The organism is Haloarcula ordinaria (assembly GCF_029338275.1).
In the GTDB taxonomy this organism is placed as follows: domain Archaea; phylum Halobacteriota; class Halobacteria; order Halobacteriales; family Haloarculaceae; genus Haloarcula; species Haloarcula ordinaria.
The window spans coordinates 1986993-2005564 of record NZ_CP119789.1 but is presented as its reverse complement, the minus strand read 5'-3'; the positions used below and the strand labels follow the sequence as shown (position 1 = coordinate 2005564).

Here is an 18572-nt window from a genome sequence, read left to right as displayed (position 1 = left end):
TGTTACTCCGTTGTATCCGCGTCCGTCTGTTCGTCGCTCAGTTCGGGGATGTCGAGGCTCTGGGCGTCCGCTTCGCCCATGCCATCGGTCGCCAGTCCGCTTCGAATCTCTGCGCCCGCCGCGCGGATGGCCTCGGGTAACGCACCGAACAGCGTCCCCGCTGCTTCTTCCCGGTAGTCGTCGAGAATCGTCGACTCGGCGGTATCGAGAATCTCCTTCGCGAGTTCGGCCGTCTCGTCGCTCGGCGACGGCCGGGGGACGAGCGCCTCCTTCTCGGGGTCGATGTCGATCATGACGCTCTCCATCTCGCGGAGGTCGGCGAGGCTGTCGCCGAGTTCGCCGCGAGCCATCAGGCCCAGAATCGTGTCCGGGTCGTTGATGAACGCCTGGAGCGTCGCGGCGACCTCCGAGTAGTCGGAGAACTCGTTGTCGATGAGGTAGGCCAGCACGGTCTTGCGCTTGAACAGCTCGTCTTCGAGCTGGCTGTTGTCCCAGCCCCGGTCGAACTTGATGTCCTCGAGCGTGTTCGAGCGACCGAGTTTCAGGAACTCGTCGCTCTCGGGCTGCCACTCGTAAATCTCTCGAACGTTGATCTCGTCGTTCTCGGGGTCGTAGTGGTTGACCTCGGTGATGGTCTTGTTGCGCCGGACCTTTCGGCCCTGCACGCGGGTCTGGGTCTGGACCGACACCAGGTCGAGCCCGGTGAACATCGTCTTCGAGACGTTGATCGGTGCCGTGGTGAACCGCTTGAGGACCTCGCCGACCGAGTCGGCGTGGAAGGTCGTCAGGGTCGTGTGCCCGGTCGACATGACCTGGAAGAGGGTCCGTCCCTCCTCACCCCGGACCTCACCCATCACGATGAACTCGGGGCGCTGTCGGAGTGCGGCCTCCAGGAGGTCGAACTCGTCGACGTCACCGGTGTCGTCCTCGCCGAAGGATGGGCGAGTGACGCTGGCGACCCAGTTGCGCTGGGGCAGCTCCACCTCGCGCGTGTCCTCGATGGTCACGATCTTCGAGTTCGACGGGATGAACAGCGAGACGGCGTTCAGGCTGGTCGTCTTCCCGGAGGCGGTCCCACCGGAGAAGACCAGGCTACGGTTGTTCTCGATGGCGAGCCAGAGGAACGCCATCTCGTCGAGCGAGAAGGTGTTCCAGTTGATGAGGTCGATTGGCGTGTACGGCACGTCCTTGAACTGCCGGATGGTGTAGTTGGTCCCGTGGTCCGACACTTCACGACCCAGCGTGAGCTGGGCACGCGACCCATCGGGTAGCGTCGCGTCGACCTGTGGCCGACGCTTCGAGATGCCTTTGCCCGAACGCTGGGCGAGCTTCACCACGAAGTTGTCCAGCCCGGACTCGTCGTGGAAGACGTTCGTGATGAGGTTCTCGTACTCGGAGTGGTAGACGAACACCGGCGAGTTGTAGCCGTCACACGAGATGTCCTCGACGTTGACGTCGTGTTTGATGCCGTCGATGCGCTCGTAGCCCAGGAAGTCCCGCTGGAGCTCGTAGAGCAGGCGTTCGACCTGCGCCTCGGTAAGCGTGCCAGAGTCCTCTTCGAGCACCGCGGGTTCGGGTCGCGCCTTCAGGCCGCGGAGCTCACCGTCGTGCGATTCGAGCTCGACGCGGTCCGAGAGGAGTGCCTTGAACTGGCCGGTGACGCTGTCGTCGCCGCTGCCCTCGAGGAGGTCGTACTGCTCGAGCAGTCGAAGGGTCTCCTCTTCGATGATGACCGAGCGGTCGTCGTCGGACCCGTCGATGAGGGCCTCGTCCTCGGAGTACTTGATCGCGTTGCGGAGGCGGCCCGTCAGGTAGTCCTTGACGTTGTCCTCGATGTCGTTCATGTACGGCTCGACCAGGTAGTACTTCTTCTCGTTCTCCTTGATGGAGTGAAAGAGGATGACGAAGGCGGAGGGCTTGTTGACCCAGTAGCGCTCGATCTCGACGAAGTGGCGTTTCTTCTCCATCGACACCGCCTTCTCCAGGTCGTAGCGGTTCACCAGGGTGGTGAAGCCGTCGACGTCGGAGAAGAACAGGTCCTCGTCGATCTCCGGGTTCACGTTGACCGTGCGTTCCTCGACAATCTGGTCGAGCGTCTCCGCGAACGCGGCCCCGCGGGCGAGGCGTGATTCCGTCTCCTCCGGGTCGAAGCCCAGGAAGGACTCGGCGTCGAACGATTCGACCTCACCGGTCGCGTCACGCGGTATCTCGCCCTGGTCGTCGTAGTAGTACTCCCACTTGAAGTGCTCCCAGGTGTACTCATCTTTGGTCACCGGCGTGTCGGTGATCCAGTCGGCGAACGCCGTCCGGAACTGCAGGGCAGACAGGATACCGCCGCCCAGCCGTTCCGAGAGTTCGTCCGGGTGGAAGCCGAGGTACGCCTCGGGCGAGAACTCCGTCGCGTCCCAGGCGCGCTGGCGCGTGGTCCGGACCGAGTCGTTCTTCCGACCGAAGAATCCGAGGAACCGGTCGCCGTCCTCGGGTTCGTCGTCCGCTGTCTCGACCACTGCGGCGACGTCGTCGGCGTAGCCGACTTCGGCCATGAGGTCGTCCCAGGTGTAGGTTCCGACGACCACGGGCTTACCCCGTCCCCCGTCGTCGTCGGGCCGCTGCTGTTCAGCAGCCATCGGACGCCCCACTCCGCGATTCTCCCACCGCTCCAATCGTATGTTCGTTCATGGTTTCGCTCCTGAACACACGTCGGCTGCAGTTTTCGGCCACCGACTCACCGGTGCCATCCCGTGCGGACCCGTTACGTGTGTTTCTGTCTCATAACAGGACCGGTATCAAGTTGGTAATAACTCCTGTAACAGTCGGTATCTACCTGCTACCGCGAATGCAGTGCCTGACGGTCGGGGAAGCAAAGTCGTACCGAGTAAGAATATATTACCTACCGGCCCTCAGTGTCGTTATTTTCACACCAAAATAATTTGGATAGATATTGCGGGAATCGGTGCTATGTGACCGGGTTCAGCGTGAGAAGGCGGTGACTTATCGCCGAGATACGCGCTCTATCCGAGTTGTCGGTACGGCGAGTTGTGAATCAGTAGATAGTTCAAGTACATCGAGGACAACATCAGAGAGATTGTAGACGGGCCTCGAACAATCAGGATATGGAGAACCGGCGACAGCATCGCACTGCGAGGACCGCAACCGCCGCGGGATTACGCGATGTCGCGGCTCGTGTCGATGGCGACCTCCTGGGTCAGCTCCAGCTTCAGCGTCTCGTCGAACGGCACGCCGCCGCGGAACTTCGGGACGATGAGCCGGTTCTCGATGTTCTCCCCGCGGACCTCCGTCGAGAGTTCGAAGATGACGTCCGAGAGGTACTCGGTGATGTCACGCTGGGCCTGGACCTGGCGGCCGTCGAGTCCGTGCAGGACGGCGTAACTGTCCTTCGAGAGTAGTTCGCTGCGGATGTCGTTCAGGAAGTGGAGGTACTCCTGGGTCTGCCCGGTCTCGAGCATGTCGACGGTGTCGATGATGACCGTCGAGTTCGGCGGGCAGTTGCTGACGAGCGTGAACGCCTCGTTCAGGGGACGCTCACCGAGCGCGTGGACGTTCGTCGTCTCCATCGAGCCGCCGGCGTTCTCGATGGCCGTCATGACCGCCGCCGGCGAGCGCGCGGTCGTGAGGTAGAGCGTCGGGCGAGGGACCGTCAGCTCGTAGAGCATCTGCTCGGACTGGCTGGCGGGGTCGGCCGAGAGGAGCACCAGGCTCCCCACCGGCAGTCCGCCCTCGAGCTTCCGATCCAGAACCCCGATACCCGTCGGGAGGTAGTCTGTCATCGGCGCTCCTCCCGGTATAGTTCGCGTTCACACGCGCGTAGAGTCGTGATGCTGTCGAGTGGTCGGCTTGCGAGTGGCATGCGATAGAGACACGTTCCCAACCTAACGGCATTGTTACGGCCCCGCATACGCGGCCTTGAAATCTGGAAGTATCTCACTAGAAAACCGGAATCAAACGGCTACTACACCGGTACGAGACTGCTACTTTCCGGTAATTTTGGGTTATCGCTCGAATAACAATGACCCTTTGACGACTTGAGGAACTTGCACAGATGGCCGACAGGGTGCGCGGAATCGCGGTGACACCAGGAGGGGGTTACCGGAACTACGCTCCACAAACGGCTGCCTGCTGAGTCAGCAGGGCAGCACCGAGGTGTCGAGCCCGACACGAGTCGGGTTCGGGAAACCCGCGTGGGGGGTCGACGATTACGTCGCGGACGAGCCCGGGAGTCATCGAGCACCAGACAAATCATGAAACTACAGAACTTCAAAGCGATGTTCGACGAAGAGAACGCAGTGTCGCCAGTCATCGGCGTCATCCTGATGGTCGCGATCACAGTCATCCTCGCGGCCGTCGTCGGCTCGTTCGTCCTCGGACTGGGGAGCTCTTCGAGCGTTGCGCCGCAGGCGAGCTTCGACTTCGACTACGATGGTACTGAGGTGACCATCACGCACGACGGTGGCGACACCATCGACGCTGACGACCTGACCGTCACGGGGTCTTCCTCCGATGCCATCTCGGTGGCCACCGCGGACGACATCTCGGCCGGTGACAAGCTCGTTGACGCTCAGACCGTCACCTCGGGCGAGACCATCCGCGTCGTCTACAACGACCCGAACAACGACAAGAGCGCCGTCCTGGCGACCTCCGTCGCACCGTAACCGCTGACGATTCAGCGGTGACCCACTCCCGGGTCGGAGTCGAACTCACGTAACGGGGTCGGGCTGGACCGGGACCACGAGCGGAAACCAACACAACGAATTTACCATACATGAACGCAGGACCCAACCGATTGACCGACCGTCTGACCGCCGCGAGAGCGGGCGGGCGAACCGCGCAGCGCGGGCAATCGGAGGTGCTCGGGGTCGTCCTGCTCATCTCCGTCGTCATCGTCGGTGCACTCACCGTCGTCGCCGGCGGCTCGGTGATACTCACGGAGATGCAGACCAACGCAGAGGTTTCTGCGGCCGAGAACTCTCTCGCTGCGTTCGACAGCGAGGCGAGCGCGGTTGCGCTCGGGAACTCGCCGTCCAGAGAGGTCGACCTCGGGCTGACGGCCAACGACGGCGACCTGCGGTACCACGAGACGAGCTGGATACGGGTGGACGCCTACAGCGACGAGGACGGGACGTCGGCCGAAGTCGTGAACGCCACGCTCGGGACCGTCGAGTACGCCAACGGTGACACGACAGTCGCCGCCCAGGGCGGCGGTGTCTGGCGGAGCGACGGGCAGGGTTCGGTGATGCTCTCGCGGCCCGAGTTCCACTACCGTGACCAGACGCTCACCATGCCCCTGGTCGTCGTCGACGGCGAGCCAGGACTGAGCGGCGACGTCCGAATCACCCGCACGAGCGAACCGATCCGCCACTACCCCAACGAAGCCAACGGATTCCTGAACCGACCGGACGGCGGGACGGTCACCGTGACCGTCCAGAGCGAGTACTACGAGGCCTGGGGCCGGTACTTCGAGGACGAGACCACCGCCATCGTGTCCTACGACCACCCGAAGGAACGAGTGACGGCGAGGTTCCTCGTCCTCCCGAAGCGGACGTCGGTCGAGGCGGGACTCATCGCGACGTCGAACAACGGCGAACTCGCCATCACGGGGACGGGCGCGTACGTCAACAGCTACGACTCCTCGGAGGGGAGCTACAACGAGACCAAGGCAGCCGACGGGCTGGTCCAAGCCGCCGGTGACTTCAAGGCCAGCGGTGACTCGCTGGTCGACGGGGACGTCAGGTCCGGTGGCGTCGTCGACGTCCAGGGAAGTGCGTTCATCAACGGGAGTGTCTCCTACACCGACACGCCGGCGCCCGATGCCACCGAGGAGACCAAAATCGCCGGCGGCATCAAGCCGATATCCGGCGTCACCGCGGTCGACTCCGTCGACGAGTTCGTCGACAGAGTGGCGACCGAGGTCAAGCAGACCAACGACAACGACGCGACCTCGCTCGTCACGGCCGACGAGTTCGCGATGAGCGGCTCCACGGCGACGCTGGGCAGCGGGCGGTACTACGTCCACGACATCGAGCTCGACAACGACGAACGGCTCGTCCTCGATACGACCGGCGGCGACGTGACCATCGTCGTTCGTGACTACGTGGAACTGTCGAAAGGCGGTAACATCACCGTCGAAGGCGACGGGAACGTCCAGATCTTCGTCGAGAGCGAGGGGACGACGACCGTCTCGCCGACCGGGCTGGGCAACCAGGACGTGAACTTCCACGTCGGCAAGAACGCCGCGGTCCACGTGCCCGACGAGAAATCGAGCCAGCTCAGCGTGTTCGGCCCGCAGCAGTTCAAGATGACCATCGCGGGCGCCAACAACAACCGGGCGTCGTTCGACGGCCTGGTCTACGCCCCCGGCGGTGACACCGGCACCGGCTACCTCTACATCAAGCAGGGGGACCTGTACGGTCTGGCCGTCACCGGCAACCTGACTGTCGGCCAGTACGGCGCGGCCCACTACGATTACGGCCTGCAGAGCTCGGGCGGCATCGATTCGCCGTTCTCGACGCTGAAGGCAATCTACGTGACCGAACACCAGATCCGCGTCGCGTCGGGGAACTGAGACAGGAGCGAGACCACATGACGTACCACGACACCCAAGCGAACCGAACCGGCACCGACAGCGCGAACGATCGGGCGACAGGAGCACGGCGATGATATCCATCGCTTCGCTCCGGCAGTCACACACCTGCGACGAGACCGAGTGCATCCGGTGTTCGCACGCGCCGACAGTCGTCTACGAGTGTCGCCACTGTGGGGCCTCGGCGACGGCCGGGACGATGGCGTGTTCTCACTGCGGTCGGACCGACATCGTACAGTACACCATCTGAAGTGAGGCCGGGCGGCGAGCGAGTACTTTTATTCGACGACTGGACGAAGGGGTGCCATCCATGCCCTCCGAGAAGGAGAAGATGCTCGCCGGAGACCGATACGACCCGAGCGACCCGCAGCTCGTCGCCGAGCGCAACGCTGCCAGGGAGTGGACCCGGACGTACGGCGAGACCGGTCCCGACGAGACCGATCGGCGCCAGGAACTCGTCGAGGACCTGTTCGGGTCGGTCGGCGGCGACGTGGTGATAGAGCCCCCGTTCCGCTGTGACTACGGCTACAACGTCCACGTCGGTTCGGACTTCTACGCGAACTTCGACTGCGTGATACTCGACGTCTGCCGGGTCGAGTTCGGCGACGACTGCATGCTGGGGCCCGGGGTCCACGTCTATACGGCCACGCACTCGCTGGACGCGGCCGAACGCTCTGGCGGCACGGAGTACGGGAAACCGGTTACCGTGGGCGACGACGTCTGGATCGGCGGGCAGGCGGTGCTCAATCCGGGCGTGACGGTCGGCGACGAAGCGGTCGTGGGGTCGGGTGCCGTCGTCACCGGGGACGTGCCCGACAGCGTCGTCGTCCAGGGGAACCCGGCGACCGTCGTCAGAGAGCTCTGAGGGAGACCCGGTCGAGTTCGTCACGGAGCGCCCGCCGTTTCAGCAGCGAGAACCCGAGGACGATGCAGGCGAACCCGGCGGCGGTGTACACCGTCGGTGTCTCCGAGAGGACGAGAAAGCCCGTGATCGCGGCGACGACCGGCGCAGCATAGGAGACGAGGTTGATCTCGATCGGCCCCAGTCGGTCCAGCAGGTCGAAGTAGATGAGAAATCCCAGCGCGCTGGCGACGACGACGAGGTAGCCGAGCGACAGCACCGCCTCGCCCGTCCAGCGAACCGAGTTCGGTGACTCGCCGATGGCGGCGCTCACGCCGTGGAGCAGCAGCGCGCCGAGCACCATCGACCACGCCTCCATCGTCTCGATGGGGAGCGGGGCGTCGATGCGGCGGGTCACGACGCTCCCGAGGGCGAACGACGCGGCAGCGAGGAAGACGAGCGCCAGCGAGACGGTGCGGGCAGTGACGAGGGCATTCGGGTCCGGCGCACTCAGGACACCGACGCCGAGAAACCCGACGAGCAGTCCCAGGGCACCGAGTGCGGTGAGCCGCTCGGACGGGAGCAGGACACGGGCGAAGCCGGTCGTGAGTATCGGCGAGAGGCTGACGACGACGGCCGCCGTCGCGCTCGTCGTCCCCAGCTCGCCGACGAAGAGGAAGGCGTGGTAGGCCGCGATGAGCAATACCCCGCCGACGACGACGGTGCCCCACTCCTCGCGTCCGGACGGACGCCAACGGTCGGCGGCGTAGCCGGCGTAGGCGAGCATCAACACACCGGCGAAGTCGTATCGGATGGCCGCGAAGAGCACCGGCGGGAAGAAGTCGAGGCCGGACTTGATGGCGGTAAAGGCACTGCCCCAGACGACGGCGAGCGCGACGAACAGAAGCGCGTTTCGGAATCTCATGGAGGCGGCTCGTCCGGAGGCTCTCGGTCAACGGGATTAACCGGACCGATTCGCGGTCGACGAACAGTGGGACCGCCGTTCACTCCAGTGCCTGCCAGACCGACATCGAGAGGTAGACGGACGCGAGGCCGCCGACGGCGACCACGAGCCAGTAGGTGACGAGTCGGTAGAGGAGGACGGCAGCGGTAGCGAGTTCGGGCGAGGCGACCGAGAGCAAGACGAACACCGCCGTGAGTGCGACCTCCGAACTGCCCAGGCCACCCGGCGTCGGGAGGAGCGTGGCCAGCCCGCTGGCCGGTGCCACGAACAGCGCCAGCGCCAGTGGGAGCGTGACCCCGACGGCAGCGAACGACAGTGTCAGCGCGAGCCCGAACGCGAGCCAGCCGGCCAGCCCCAGCGTGCCGGCGACGGCGAGACGCCGTCTGTTCGCCGTGGCCCGGTCGAACGACTCGAGGAACGACTGGACGGCGCTGGCCACGCTCTCCGGAGCCAGCCGGCTGGAGAGACGACGGGAGAACATGCCGAGCACGGCGTGCAGGACCGACGCGAACTGCTGGACGAGGCGACCGAGTCTCTCGCGACGGTAGGCGACGGTGACGCCGCCGGCGAACAGGCCGACAGCGAGCGTCGAGAGCAACACCACCACGTAGGGGCCCTGGAATCCGGACACCGGACGCAGCGCCAGGCCGACGAGCCCGATGGTCGCCACGGCCAGCGAGCCACCGAATCTGAGCAGTTCGCTGGCGGAGACGGGCGGGAAGACGTCGCGGAACCGACCGTCAACGCCCTCCGAGATTGCGTACGCGAGGACCGCCGCACCCCCGAGGTTTCCGAGCGGGAGGACCAGTTTGCCGAACGTCCCGGCGAGCGCGGCCAGCAGGAGTCGGGTCCGGGGCAACGAGTCGTCGGCGGTCCGCAGTATCCACACGGTCATCAGGTTCCAGCAGAGCTGGGCGAACAGCGCGCAACCGGCTGCGAGCGCGAGTATCGACCAGTCCGCATCGAGCAGTGCGGCGGAGATCGCAGCCGTGTCGAGCGAGAAGACGAGCACGGTCAGCAAGACGACAGCCAGGACGACACTCAGGAGTACGCGAATGCCCTCGGACCAGCCCCGCATAGTCGTCGCCATCCCTACTCAGATGGGGCGACCGACGGATATGAAATTAGGGGCTGTCTTCGGGGTCGTACGTCTCGGCCAGCGCGTCGAGCGAATCGTGGTGTTCCGTGGTGTGTGGCGCCGTCAGCGGCGAGACACTCACCCGTCCGTCGACGACAGCGCGGCGGTCGGTCCCGTCCGGGTCTGGGATGTCGCCGTCGGCCATACGCTCCCAGATACGGTCGTGCAGCGTCACGGAGTCGCCGTTGTAGACGGCGTCCATCTCGTAGAGCCGCGAGGGCCGGGTAATCTCGATGTCGGCGGCCCCCCACTCGGCGACGGGGGCGTTGACGTTCAGGTAGTCACACTGTTCGAAGACGCCGGCCTCGAAGGCGTGGTCGGCGAGGTAGCGTGTCGCCCGCACGGCCTCGCCGTAGCTGTCGCCGTTGGCCTCGATGTCGGTGAACGCGGCATCTTCGCGGACCGGGATGTACATCGAGACGGCGATGGCCGGGACGTCGAAGAACGTCGCCTCGACGGCGGCACTGACAGTGCCGGAGCGACCGAGGACGTACGCGCCGAGGTTGGCCCCGCGGTTACACCCCGCGACGACGAGGTCCGTCTCGGGGACCAGCGCCTCGAGGCCCGCGACGACGCAGTCGGTCGGCGTCCCCTCGACCGCGTACCCGAGGTCGTGTTCGCGGACGGAGACCTCGTGGGAGATGGCGCGACCGACGGCGCTCTGGTCGGACGCGGGAGCGACCACGGTCACGTCACCGACTGCCGAGAGCCCCTCGTATATCGCGTGAAGCCCAGCGCTGTCGATACCGTCGTCGTTCGTCAACAGGATAGCCGGCTGGTCCATACCGACCGTCAGACCGACGGCGAGAAAAGCCCACCGTTCAATTTTTTATACCAGTACTCCGATATATCACTCATGTCGCACAACCTCGCCACCGTCGAGGGGGCAGTGTCCGACCTGCAGTTCGCCATCCGGACGACGGCGCTCGCCGGCCACGACGTCGCCGGGAAGACGTTCGACGAGACGATGCTGCGGGTTCGTGACGGCGTGCTGGACACCCCTGCCGGAACCACGGCCCACCTGCCGGCGGTGTACACGACGTTCACCGACGACTTCCTCGAACGAATCGAGGTGACGGGACCCGGCGCCGTCCGAGCGCTCGTGAACCTCCTCGACCTCCAGGTGTGGTTGGCGATGCTCCCGGAGACCGCACAGGTGGAGATGCGGTTCGACGGTGACCCGGACCGCGGCGTCGCCGACGAGCTGGTGATCGACGCCGAGGACGAGCGCGTGACGCTCGACGGGAGCAGCGACGTCGACGAGTTCGCCGATATCTCGATTGAGATGCCGATGGCGTTCGAGTCAGGCCGCTTCCACTTCGCTGACGATACGGCGGCACCGACTGTCGCCCGGACGTCGGGGGAGACGTTGGAGCGAATCGTGGACACGGTCGAGGTGGCGGGCGCCGAGACCTACCCGGTCCACATCGATGACGAGGGGCTCCAACTCGACATCGAAGCCGAGGGCGTCCGTGTCGAGGCGTCGCTTCCCGGCACCCTGATGGAGGGCGAGCCGGTTGCCAACGACTACGACGACGGGTTCCCCGCGATGGCACGGACGCTCTCGGGGAAGATACGCATCGAGACCGGACCGGGCGAGCCGGCCGCGTTCGTCACGGAAGGGCAGGGATACATCCTCCGCGTGGTCCTCGAACAGGGCTGAGTCGTCACCGCGCCCGGTCGACGGTCGTCTCGCCGTCGACGACGACGTTGTACGCCGCCTCGTCGTCGTTCCACAGCACGAGCGCGTTCTGGATGGACAGCAGGTCGCCGTAGTCGGCCGTCTCGAGGTCCTCGTTCAGCAGCGACGGGTCGGTGCGGACGGCGAAGTGGTCGACGGACTGGCTCCCGTCGCCCAGCAGGTACAGCGGGTTGGCCCCCTCGCGGTCGGAGAGGTCGTGGCTCAGCTTGACGGCGAGCAGGTTCACCCGGTCGGTGACGTAGTTCTCGGCGTCGGCCATCGGCGCGTGAGTGCCCCGGTCCGGCGTCATCTCGATGCGTGTCCGCTCGTCGGTCCGCAGGACGCTGAAAGCGTACTGGACGTCGGCGTTCACGAACTCGCCGGTCCCGCCGCCGGCGTCGTCGAGTCGTCGCTGTATTCCGGGCACTTCGATGTCCGGCTTGCGGTCGAACGACCACGACTCGCTCGTCGGTGTCTGGTGAGGCCAGAGGCGGACGGTCGGGGCGTACACCGTCGCCGCTCCGTCGTCGGCGACGGCGCGTTCGACCTCGCGGAGCTGTATCGCCGTGTTCCGGTCGGCCGGCGCCATCGCCAGCATCGTGCCGTCGTCGGCCAGCATCGAGAGGTACCGCTCGACCACCGCGACGGGGTCCGCGAGCTCGCTCAGGACGTTCCCGAAGACGACGAGGTCGTACTCGCCGTCGGGCTCGAAGTCCTCCGCGCGATCCCGATGGACGGTCCACTGGACGTTCGACCCGGTCGGTTCGAGCATCGTCGCGAGGACGTCGGCCGCGGCGCTGGGTTCGACCGCGTGGTACTCCAGCAGGGCGTCGTCGGGGAGCAGGTCGACCAGCGCGAGCGCCGGTCCGCCGACGCCGGCACCCACGTCGATGACGCGGAGTTGCGAGGGGAGCAGGCCGTCGGCCGCCAGGTCCGCGAGCAGGTACGCCGTCGAGGCGTAGTAGTCCGGCAGGTGGTAGACGGCGTAGCCGTGGGCGGTCAGGTCGTCGTACTCGACGTGGCTGCCGTGGAGATAGGCCGCCTTGACGTCGCGAATCCGCTCGCGGAGTCGCTCGCCGCTGTCGCCGCGTTCCCACGCCGGTCCGTAGGCGTCCGTCAGCAGGTCGTCGACAAGCGACTCGTGCTCGGCCGGGAATCGCTCGACGCCGTGGAACGGAACGTCCAGCGGCCCGTCCGGAGCCGGCACGAAGGTCCCGTCGTCCTGTTCGACGAGTCCCAGGTCGACGGCCTCCTCGCGCAGCACCTGCCGGACGACAGCAGGGTGTGGCTGGCCCTCGACGTACTCGAATATCTCCTCGGGGTCGATGGGGCGGACGCTGCGCAGGTACCGCGCGTTGTCGCGTATCTGGTCCCGCGTCGCCGGGTTCATGAGAGGGCGTCGTAGAGCCGCTGGAACTCCTCGTAGTCGGCGTCGGCGATGCGTCCGGCGGCGTCGGCGACCGGTTCTGCTCCGTCGAAGGCGCGCTGGATGTCGGCGTAGACGTGCGGGTCACCACCGGTGACCTGCTCGACGAGGTCGTAGAGGCCCTGGGAGACCGGCGTCTGGAACTCGTCGGGTACCGAGTCGGCGGCCAGCGCGAACGCGAGTATGGCCGTGTGAGCGCCCGCCTGGACCGTCTGCATTGCCTCGTCGTGTTCGGCCGGCGTCGTCTCGAAACAGTCGCACCCGGCCTCGCGGAGCACGTCGAGGAGTGCATCGGTCGTCTCGTCGCCGCTGTCCGTGACGACGGCGACGTTCCCCGGGGCGTTGTCGGGGGCGAACAGCGGGTGGAGGCTCATCCGGGCGGCGTCGGGGGCGGCCTCCCGCATCGCGGCCACCGGGTCTCGCATGCTCCCCGTCACGTCGACGACGGCTTCGGTCGCGAGCGGTCCGTACTGCTCGATGGCGACGCGTGCCGCGGGCATCGGCACGGCGATACAGACGACGTCGAAGGCCTCGTCGGTGTCGGTCGGCACGGCGCGCCCGTCGACCGCGTCCGCTGCGGCTCGGGCGCTCGCTGGGTCCGTGTCGGTGAAGGCGACGGCGGCGGCGTCCCGGACCGTCCGGGCGAACCAGCGCCCCATCGCGCCCGCACCGACGACTAAGACGTTCATTGGCGGGCGTAGCCCGTCGCGTCTCAAAAGCAGTTCGGTCAGCGCAGGCCAGGGCCGATACCCCAGGTGTCGTACAGGGCATTGACAGTCGTCGAACCACCCGTCGGCTGAGGGTTCGTGTCCTAAACGCTTATCCCTCGGCCGCGACTCGGGACTTTTATGAAGCGCGTTCGATTCCGTGACTCCGCGGGTAACGTCCGTGGCGGCCGCTGGACCGTCGAGGACGGCGAACCCAAGGTCACCGCCGCCGCCGGTCCGTACGGTCGCATCGCTTTCGGCGACGAGATGTACTCCCCCGACGAAGTCGACATCCTCCCGCCGTGCGAGCCGACGAAGATGGTCTGTGTCGGCATCAACTACGTCGACCACGCCGAGGAGACGGACAGCGAGATTCCGGACCGACCGATGCTGTTCCTCAAGGCCCCCAACGCCGTCGCCTCGCACGGCAACACCCTCACCCTGCTCCCGGGGAAGGAACGCATCGACTACGAGGCTGAGCTCGGCGTCGTCATCGGCGAGCAGTGCAAGAACGTCAGCGAATCGGGCGCGATGGACGTCGTCGCCGGGTTCACCTGCATCAACGACATCTCGAACCGCGACGACCAGGACATCGAGCAGAACTGGGTCCGCGGGAAGGCGTTCGACAACTCCGCGCCGATCGGCCCGCTGGTCGCCACACCGGAGCACGTGCCTGACGACGCCAGCATCGAACTGCGCGTCAACGGCGAGACGAAGCAGTCCTCCAGCCGCGACAACCTCATCTTCTCCGTGCCCGAGCTCATCGCGGAGATAACCGAGTACATGACGCTGGAACCCGGCGACGTCATCTCGACTGGCACGCCGGCGGGCGTCGGGCCGCTGTCGACCGGCGACGAGGTCGAAGTCGAGATCGAGGGCATCGGGACGCTCAAACACTCGGTCAAGATTCCGTAACCGACGGCACTGTTTTCGTCAGACCGTGCGGGGAGATGATAACCGCTAAGTTTAGGCTCGCCTAAGACAACTCAGATGGAGCGCGAGCCGTCCGAGCGAGTCGACGTCTGCGTCGTTGGCGCCGGACCGGCGGGTGCGCTCGTCGCCAGCCGTCTCGCCGGGAACGGCCACGACGTCGTCGTCCTCGAAGCCGGCCCACAGTTCGACTTCGACAGTCGCCAGCGGCGGATGGAGCAAGCGATTCGCCCGGGTGACGGTGGCTCGGTCTGGGAGATGGGCGGCGACCGCGACGCCTTCAGTGCGACCGGCGAGCAGTACTACCCGCTGAACGTCTCTCGCGTCAAGGGCGTCGGCGGGTCGACGCTCCACTGGCAGGGGATGGTGATGCGCCTGCACCCGACGGATTTCGACGGCAGCCACCGCAACGACGACCCTGCGTGGCCCATCGGGTACGACGACATACGCCCGTACTACGACGCGGCCGAACGGGCGCTGGGCGTGGCGGGCGACGCAGACAACCCGTTCGCCCCGGACCGGGACGGCCCGTTCCCGATGGCGGGGTTCCCGCCATCGTACAGCGACTCGCTGTTCGCGGAGGCCTGCGAAGCGCTGGGCATCACGATGCACTCGGTGCCCAACGCACGGAACTCCGAGGGGTACGACGAGCGGAGCGCCTGCGTCGGGTACGGGACCTGTCAACCCGTGTGCCCCTCCGGCGCGAAGTACGACGCCAGCGTCCACGTCGAAGACGCGGCGGACGCGGGCGCTCGAATCATCGACCGGGCCCCGGTCCAGCGACTCGAGACCGACGGCGACGGGCGCGTGACTGCCGCCCGGTACGCCACGCCGGACGGCGACGAGCACCGCCAGGAAGCCCGCGAGTTCGTCCTCGCCGCGGGTGGGGTCGAGATCCCCCGAATCCTCCTGCTGTCCCGGTCCGAGCATCACCCGGACGGACTGGCGAACTCATCGGGGGCAGTGGGTCGGTACTTCATGGACCACCTCTTCGCAGGGGCGGGTGGCACTATCGACCGTGAGACCAGGCAGAACCACGTCGGATTCATCACCAGCGAGTGTCACCAGTTCTACGACGATCCGGGCCAGACCGTCGAGCGGGTCGACTCGGGCGAGACCGTCGTCTCGTCGTCGAGCGACGCCTTCTCGCCAATCAAACTGGAGTTCCTGAACTACGCCGGCCCCTCGCCGGTGGAACTCGCGCTCGACGCCGACGACTGGGGCGACTCGCTCCTGGACGACCTCAGAGCGGACTACGGGCACAGCATCTCGATGGGCGGCCTGGTCGGCCAGCCGCCACGGCGCGAGAACCGGGTCACACTCGACCATTCGACGACCGACGACCACGGGAATCCGGTTCCGGACGTCCAGTGGTCCTTCGGCGACCGCCTGGGCCGGTCGCTCGACCGGGCCAACGAGATTCAGCACGCGGTGCTCGACGAACTGGGCACGGACGTCTCCTGGACCGTCGGCCCGGCCAACACCGGGCCGGCGTACCACCACATGGGCACGACCCGGATGGGTGTCGACCCCGAGAAGAGCGTCGTGAACCCGCAGCTTCGCACCCATGACCTGTCGAACCTCACCGTCGCCTCCTCGTCCGTGTTCGTCACCAGCGGGTCGATGAACCCAACGCTCACCATCGCCGCGCTCGCGCTGAAAGGTGCCGACCACGTCGCAGAACGGCTCTGAGAAGTCTACTCGGGCTGCCCGCCGTCGGCGAGGTTCTTCCGGCGACCCTCCGTCACGCCGGATGCGTCCGACCGGCCGACGTCGAACGTCTCGATGAGTCCCTGGAGCCGTGTCGTCTGGTCCCGCAGCGACTCGACGGTGGAGTTGACCTGCGAGAGGGACGCGGTCTGTTCCTCGGCCGCCGCCGACGCCTGCTCGGTCTCGCTGGCCGTCGACCGGCTGATGTCTGCCACCTCTTCGACCATCGCCACGACCTCCTCCGTGCTCGCGGCCTGGTCGTCGGTGGTGTCGCGCACCTCCTGGATGCCGCTGTCGGTCGCCTCGGCGTTCTCGGCGACGGTCTCGAAGGCCGTCACGACGTCCTCGACGGCGTCCACACTCTCGTCCATGTAGGCCTCTGCGGCACGTGCCTCCTCGACAGTCTCCTCCGTCTGGGACTGGGTCTCCTGGATGAGCTGCTCGATTTCGGTCGCCGACTGCTGGGTCTCCTCGGCCAGCTGCTTGACCTCGTTCGCGACCACGGCGAAGCCCTCACCGCCACCGCCGTCGCCGGCACGAGCGGCCTCGATGTTCGCGTTGAGCGCGAGCATGTTCGTCTGCTCCGCGATGTCGCTGATGAGTTCGATAATCTCCCCGATCTCGGCCATCTGCGCGTCGAGCGACTCGACGTTCTCGACGGTCTCGTCGATGGCCGCCTGGACCTCTCGGGCGTCCTCGATGGCCGCCTCGGCCGTCGACTCGCCCTCCTCGGCGACCTCGGTCATCTCGCGGGAGCGGGTCGCTATCTCGGAGGCGGAGGCCGCCGCCTCCTCGACCGTGGCCGACAGGTCGGTCATCTCGCCGGACACCTGTTCGAGCATCTCGCGCTGTTCGTCGGCCCCGCTGGCGATGGCCTGGATGGACTCGCTGACCTCGCCGCTCGCGTCGCTGGCCTCGGCCGTCCCGGTCGACGCCTCTTCGCTGGCGGTGGCGACGGTGTCGGCGAACGACTGGATCTCTTGCATCGCGTCGGCCGTCTCGTCGAGCATCTCGTTGAACGACGCCGCGATCTGGGTCATCGCGTCGCTCTGACTCTCGGGGTCCAACCGGACGGTGAGGTCGCCTTCGGCGGCCTGTGACATGGTGACGCTGTAGGCGTCGGCCTTGGACTCCAGGTGCGAGACCAGTGCCTCGACCTCCTGCTGACGGGCCTCGGCCTCCGATTTCAGGCGCTCGGCCTCGGCCTTCTCTTCCTCGATGGCCTCCCGCCTCGCCTGGAGGTCGTCTATCTCGTCCCGCTTTGCCTCCACCGCCGCAAGTTGCTCGTGGACCTCTTCGCGGGACACCTCGGTCGAGTACCAGTGGGCCATCAGCGCACCGGCGAGACCGAGGATGAAGACGGCGTGAATAGTAGCCCAGACGAGCGGGTTCTCGACGGCCGCGGGGTGGTTGTACATCTCGCCAGGATTGACGAGTCCGAAGACGCTGTGCTCGACGGCAACGAAGAGGATACCCACGAGAAACGGCAGCCAGTCCTCGTAGATGGCGACGACGGCCATCACGACGAAGAAGTGGAAGTGGGCCTCGATGAACCCGCCGGAGAAGTGAACGAGGACCGCAGACGCTGTCAGCAGCCCCATCGAGGCGATAGCGGTCCGGGCCCGTCGTGGGAGGCGGGACGTGTAGCCGAGGGCTGCGAACACGAGCAACACACCCGCCTCCAGAACGACGTGTGAGGGTTCGTACGCTGGCAGCGTCGCGCCGGTCACCAGCGACTCGGTCCCCTCGTACAGTCCGAGGAGAATCAGGAAAGGCACGTGTATCACGATAAGCGACAGAATTTTCCGGTGGCGACTCCGCCACGTCTCGTCAGGTATCGTGTCACCGGCAGGGATGTAGTGGAGGAACTCGCGAATGGACTGGTCGAGAGCAACGCCGAAAGTACCGCCAGTGTTTGACGCAGACTGCTGAGACATACGTGCCTCACTCGCCTACCCCGAAAAAACAGTTCCCCTCTGACTATCAGGAGTTATAATCGGGCCGAGGACAGCGGGTCTCATAGAGTGGCCGTCAGTCGACCAACCGCAGTGTTCCATCCCAACACCCTGAAACCGATAATCTCGCTGTCCGGGGACTGCCCGTGTCGGTCACGTTACCCAAACAGGCCGAGAATCGCACCGGCATCGAGCAGGAGGAGGACGGCGACCAGCGACGCCCCGAGAAGGAAGGGGCGGGCCTCGCGGGCCGGTTCGCGGACCTTCTGTTCCTCGAACCCGTCTTCGAGCTTCGACCCTGCGACTTCGACGAGGCCCGCGAGGACGAACCAGAGCGCGACCATCGTCAGGACGAGGTGACCGCGTGGCGACCCCGTCAGCGACTCGGCCGTGTAGCGGGTCGCAGCGAGGTGGCCGCCGGTGAGCAACAGCAGGAGTGCGCTGGCCCGCGAGACGGTCCGGAGTTTCCCAGTCAACGCCGCGAGCGGCCCCGGCTGTGCGTCCCCATTCATCGCCAGGGGCAACACGGCGTACGTAGTGAACAACACGCTTCCCGACCAGAGTCCGGCGAACAGCAGGTGGACACCGAACACGCCAGCGTCGACGACACTCATACCCGGTG

At 66.2% G+C, this 18572-nt stretch carries 16 protein-coding genes; 7 read left to right on the top strand and 9 right to left on the bottom strand.

The genetic code is table 11. The annotated features are described in order from the left end of the window. Nucleotides 1-2: 2 nt before the first annotated feature. Both P1L41_RS10670 and P1L41_RS10665 read right to left on the bottom strand, forming a co-directional pair. Entirely contained in the window at nucleotides 3-2627 is a 2625-nt protein-coding gene (locus P1L41_RS10670) for a type II/IV secretion system ATPase subunit (RefSeq protein ID WP_276295711.1), read from the bottom strand. Nucleotides 2628-3164: 537 nt separating this feature from the next. After that, nucleotides 3165-3788, bottom strand: coding sequence for an RAD55 family ATPase (locus tag P1L41_RS10665; protein WP_276295710.1), 624 nt, complete (start codon nucleotides 3786-3788; stop codon nucleotides 3165-3167). A 471-nt stretch (nucleotides 3789-4259) separates the two neighbouring features. On the opposite strand from P1L41_RS10665, the gene P1L41_RS10660 reads away from it, so the two are divergent. The 4 genes from P1L41_RS10660 (at nucleotide 4260) to P1L41_RS10645 (ending at nucleotide 7463) form a co-directional block, all read left to right on the top strand. Beyond that, entirely contained in the window at nucleotides 4260-4670 is a 411-nt protein-coding gene (locus tag P1L41_RS10660; protein WP_276295709.1) for a type IV pilin N-terminal domain-containing protein, read from the top strand. A gap of 110 nt (nucleotides 4671-4780) precedes the next feature. Beyond that, the gene (locus tag P1L41_RS10655; RefSeq protein WP_276295708.1) at nucleotides 4781-6580 is read left to right on the top strand and encodes a DUF7289 family protein; all 1800 of its coding nucleotides are present in this window, start codon (nucleotides 4781-4783) and stop codon (nucleotides 6578-6580) included. Nucleotides 6581-6671: 91 nt separating this feature from the next. Then, a complete protein-coding gene (locus P1L41_RS10650) occupies nucleotides 6672-6848 on the top strand; it encodes a hypothetical protein (RefSeq protein ID WP_276295707.1) in 177 nt (58 codons plus the stop codon). A 60-nt stretch (nucleotides 6849-6908) separates the two neighbouring features. Beyond that, complete coding sequence (locus tag P1L41_RS10645; RefSeq protein ID WP_276295706.1) at nucleotides 6909-7463, top strand: maltose acetyltransferase domain-containing protein; 555 nt, start codon at nucleotides 6909-6911, stop codon at nucleotides 7461-7463. On the opposite strand, the gene P1L41_RS10640 is transcribed toward P1L41_RS10645, so the two are convergent. From P1L41_RS10640 to surE, 3 genes are all read right to left on the bottom strand, one after another. After that, complete coding sequence (locus P1L41_RS10640) at nucleotides 7450-8364, bottom strand: DMT family transporter (RefSeq protein ID WP_276295705.1); 915 nt, start codon at nucleotides 8362-8364, stop codon at nucleotides 7450-7452. The two genes, P1L41_RS10645 and P1L41_RS10640, sit on opposite strands and share 14 nt — an antisense overlap. Nucleotides 8365-8443: 79 nt before the next feature. Further along, nucleotides 8444-9493, bottom strand: coding sequence for a lysylphosphatidylglycerol synthase transmembrane domain-containing protein (locus P1L41_RS10635; RefSeq protein WP_276295704.1), 1050 nt, complete (start codon nucleotides 9491-9493; stop codon nucleotides 8444-8446). Nucleotides 9494-9527: 34 nt separating this feature from the next. Beyond that, complete coding sequence (surE, locus tag P1L41_RS10630) at nucleotides 9528-10325, bottom strand: 5'/3'-nucleotidase SurE (protein ID WP_276295703.1); 798 nt, start codon at nucleotides 10323-10325, stop codon at nucleotides 9528-9530. Between the two features lie 72 nt (nucleotides 10326-10397). Here surE and P1L41_RS10625 point away from each other — a divergent pair, with 72 nt between their 5' ends. Beyond that, nucleotides 10398-11204 (top strand): hypothetical protein, encoded by an 807-nt coding sequence (locus P1L41_RS10625; RefSeq protein WP_276295702.1) that lies wholly within the window; start codon nucleotides 10398-10400, stop codon nucleotides 11202-11204. A gap of 4 nt (nucleotides 11205-11208) precedes the next feature. On the opposite strand, the gene P1L41_RS10620 is transcribed toward P1L41_RS10625, so the two are convergent. Both P1L41_RS10620 and P1L41_RS10615 read right to left on the bottom strand, forming a co-directional pair. Next, nucleotides 11209-12612, bottom strand: a complete 1404-nt coding sequence (locus P1L41_RS10620; RefSeq protein WP_276295701.1) for a small ribosomal subunit Rsm22 family protein — start codon at nucleotides 12610-12612, stop codon at nucleotides 11209-11211. Beyond that, a complete protein-coding gene (locus P1L41_RS10615) occupies nucleotides 12609-13337 on the bottom strand; it encodes a prephenate dehydrogenase (protein ID WP_276295700.1) in 729 nt (242 codons plus the stop codon). Before P1L41_RS10615 ends, P1L41_RS10620 begins: the two co-directional genes overlap by 4 nt. A gap of 159 nt (nucleotides 13338-13496) precedes the next feature. Between P1L41_RS10615 and P1L41_RS10610 the strand changes: the two genes are divergently transcribed. Both P1L41_RS10610 and P1L41_RS10605 read left to right on the top strand, forming a co-directional pair. Further along, nucleotides 13497-14270, top strand: coding sequence for a fumarylacetoacetate hydrolase family protein (locus tag P1L41_RS10610; RefSeq protein ID WP_276295699.1), 774 nt, complete (start codon nucleotides 13497-13499; stop codon nucleotides 14268-14270). Between the two features lie 75 nt (nucleotides 14271-14345). After that, nucleotides 14346-15977, top strand: a complete 1632-nt coding sequence (locus P1L41_RS10605) for a GMC family oxidoreductase (protein ID WP_276295698.1) — start codon at nucleotides 14346-14348, stop codon at nucleotides 15975-15977. 5 nt (nucleotides 15978-15982) lie between these two features. Here the strand turns inward: P1L41_RS10605 and P1L41_RS10600 are convergent, their stop codons facing one another. After that, the gene (locus P1L41_RS10600) at nucleotides 15983-17932 is read right to left on the bottom strand and encodes a methyl-accepting chemotaxis protein (protein ID WP_276295697.1); all 1950 of its coding nucleotides are present in this window, start codon (nucleotides 17930-17932) and stop codon (nucleotides 15983-15985) included. A 176-nt stretch (nucleotides 17933-18108) separates the two neighbouring features. After that, a complete protein-coding gene (locus P1L41_RS10595) occupies nucleotides 18109-18564 on the bottom strand; it encodes a transporter (RefSeq protein ID WP_276295696.1) in 456 nt (151 codons plus the stop codon). Nucleotides 18565-18572 lie beyond the last annotated feature (8 nt).

What these genes read in the sequence shown, in the direction of transcription:
- P1L41_RS10670 (WP_276295711.1), bottom strand. Translation starts at nt 2,627, where the DNA reads ATGGCTGCTGAACAGCAGCGGCCCGACGACGACGGGGGACGGGGTAAG.
- P1L41_RS10665 (WP_276295710.1), bottom strand. Translation starts at nt 3,788, where the DNA reads ATGACAGACTACCTCCCGACGGGTATCGGGGTTCTGGATCGGAAGCTC.
- P1L41_RS10660 (WP_276295709.1), top strand. Translation starts at nt 4,260, where the DNA reads ATGAAACTACAGAACTTCAAAGCGATGTTCGACGAAGAGAACGCAGTG.
- P1L41_RS10655 (WP_276295708.1), top strand. Translation starts at nt 4,781, where the DNA reads ATGAACGCAGGACCCAACCGATTGACCGACCGTCTGACCGCCGCGAGA.
- P1L41_RS10650 (WP_276295707.1), top strand. Translation starts at nt 6,672, where the DNA reads ATGATATCCATCGCTTCGCTCCGGCAGTCACACACCTGCGACGAGACC.
- P1L41_RS10645 (WP_276295706.1), top strand. Translation starts at nt 6,909, where the DNA reads ATGCCCTCCGAGAAGGAGAAGATGCTCGCCGGAGACCGATACGACCCG.
- P1L41_RS10640 (WP_276295705.1), bottom strand. Translation starts at nt 8,364, where the DNA reads ATGAGATTCCGAAACGCGCTTCTGTTCGTCGCGCTCGCCGTCGTCTGG.
- P1L41_RS10635 (WP_276295704.1), bottom strand. Translation starts at nt 9,493, where the DNA reads ATGGCGACGACTATGCGGGGCTGGTCCGAGGGCATTCGCGTACTCCTG.
- surE (WP_276295703.1), bottom strand. Translation starts at nt 10,325, where the DNA reads ATGGACCAGCCGGCTATCCTGTTGACGAACGACGACGGTATCGACAGC.
- P1L41_RS10625 (WP_276295702.1), top strand. Translation starts at nt 10,398, where the DNA reads ATGTCGCACAACCTCGCCACCGTCGAGGGGGCAGTGTCCGACCTGCAG.
- P1L41_RS10620 (WP_276295701.1), bottom strand. Translation starts at nt 12,612, where the DNA reads ATGAACCCGGCGACGCGGGACCAGATACGCGACAACGCGCGGTACCTG.
- P1L41_RS10615 (WP_276295700.1), bottom strand. Translation starts at nt 13,337, where the DNA reads ATGAACGTCTTAGTCGTCGGTGCGGGCGCGATGGGGCGCTGGTTCGCC.
- P1L41_RS10610 (WP_276295699.1), top strand. Translation starts at nt 13,497, where the DNA reads ATGAAGCGCGTTCGATTCCGTGACTCCGCGGGTAACGTCCGTGGCGGC.
- P1L41_RS10605 (WP_276295698.1), top strand. Translation starts at nt 14,346, where the DNA reads ATGGAGCGCGAGCCGTCCGAGCGAGTCGACGTCTGCGTCGTTGGCGCC.
- P1L41_RS10600 (WP_276295697.1), bottom strand. Translation starts at nt 17,932, where the DNA reads ATGTCTCAGCAGTCTGCGTCAAACACTGGCGGTACTTTCGGCGTTGCT.
- P1L41_RS10595 (WP_276295696.1), bottom strand. Translation starts at nt 18,564, where the DNA reads ATGAGTGTCGTCGACGCTGGCGTGTTCGGTGTCCACCTGCTGTTCGCC.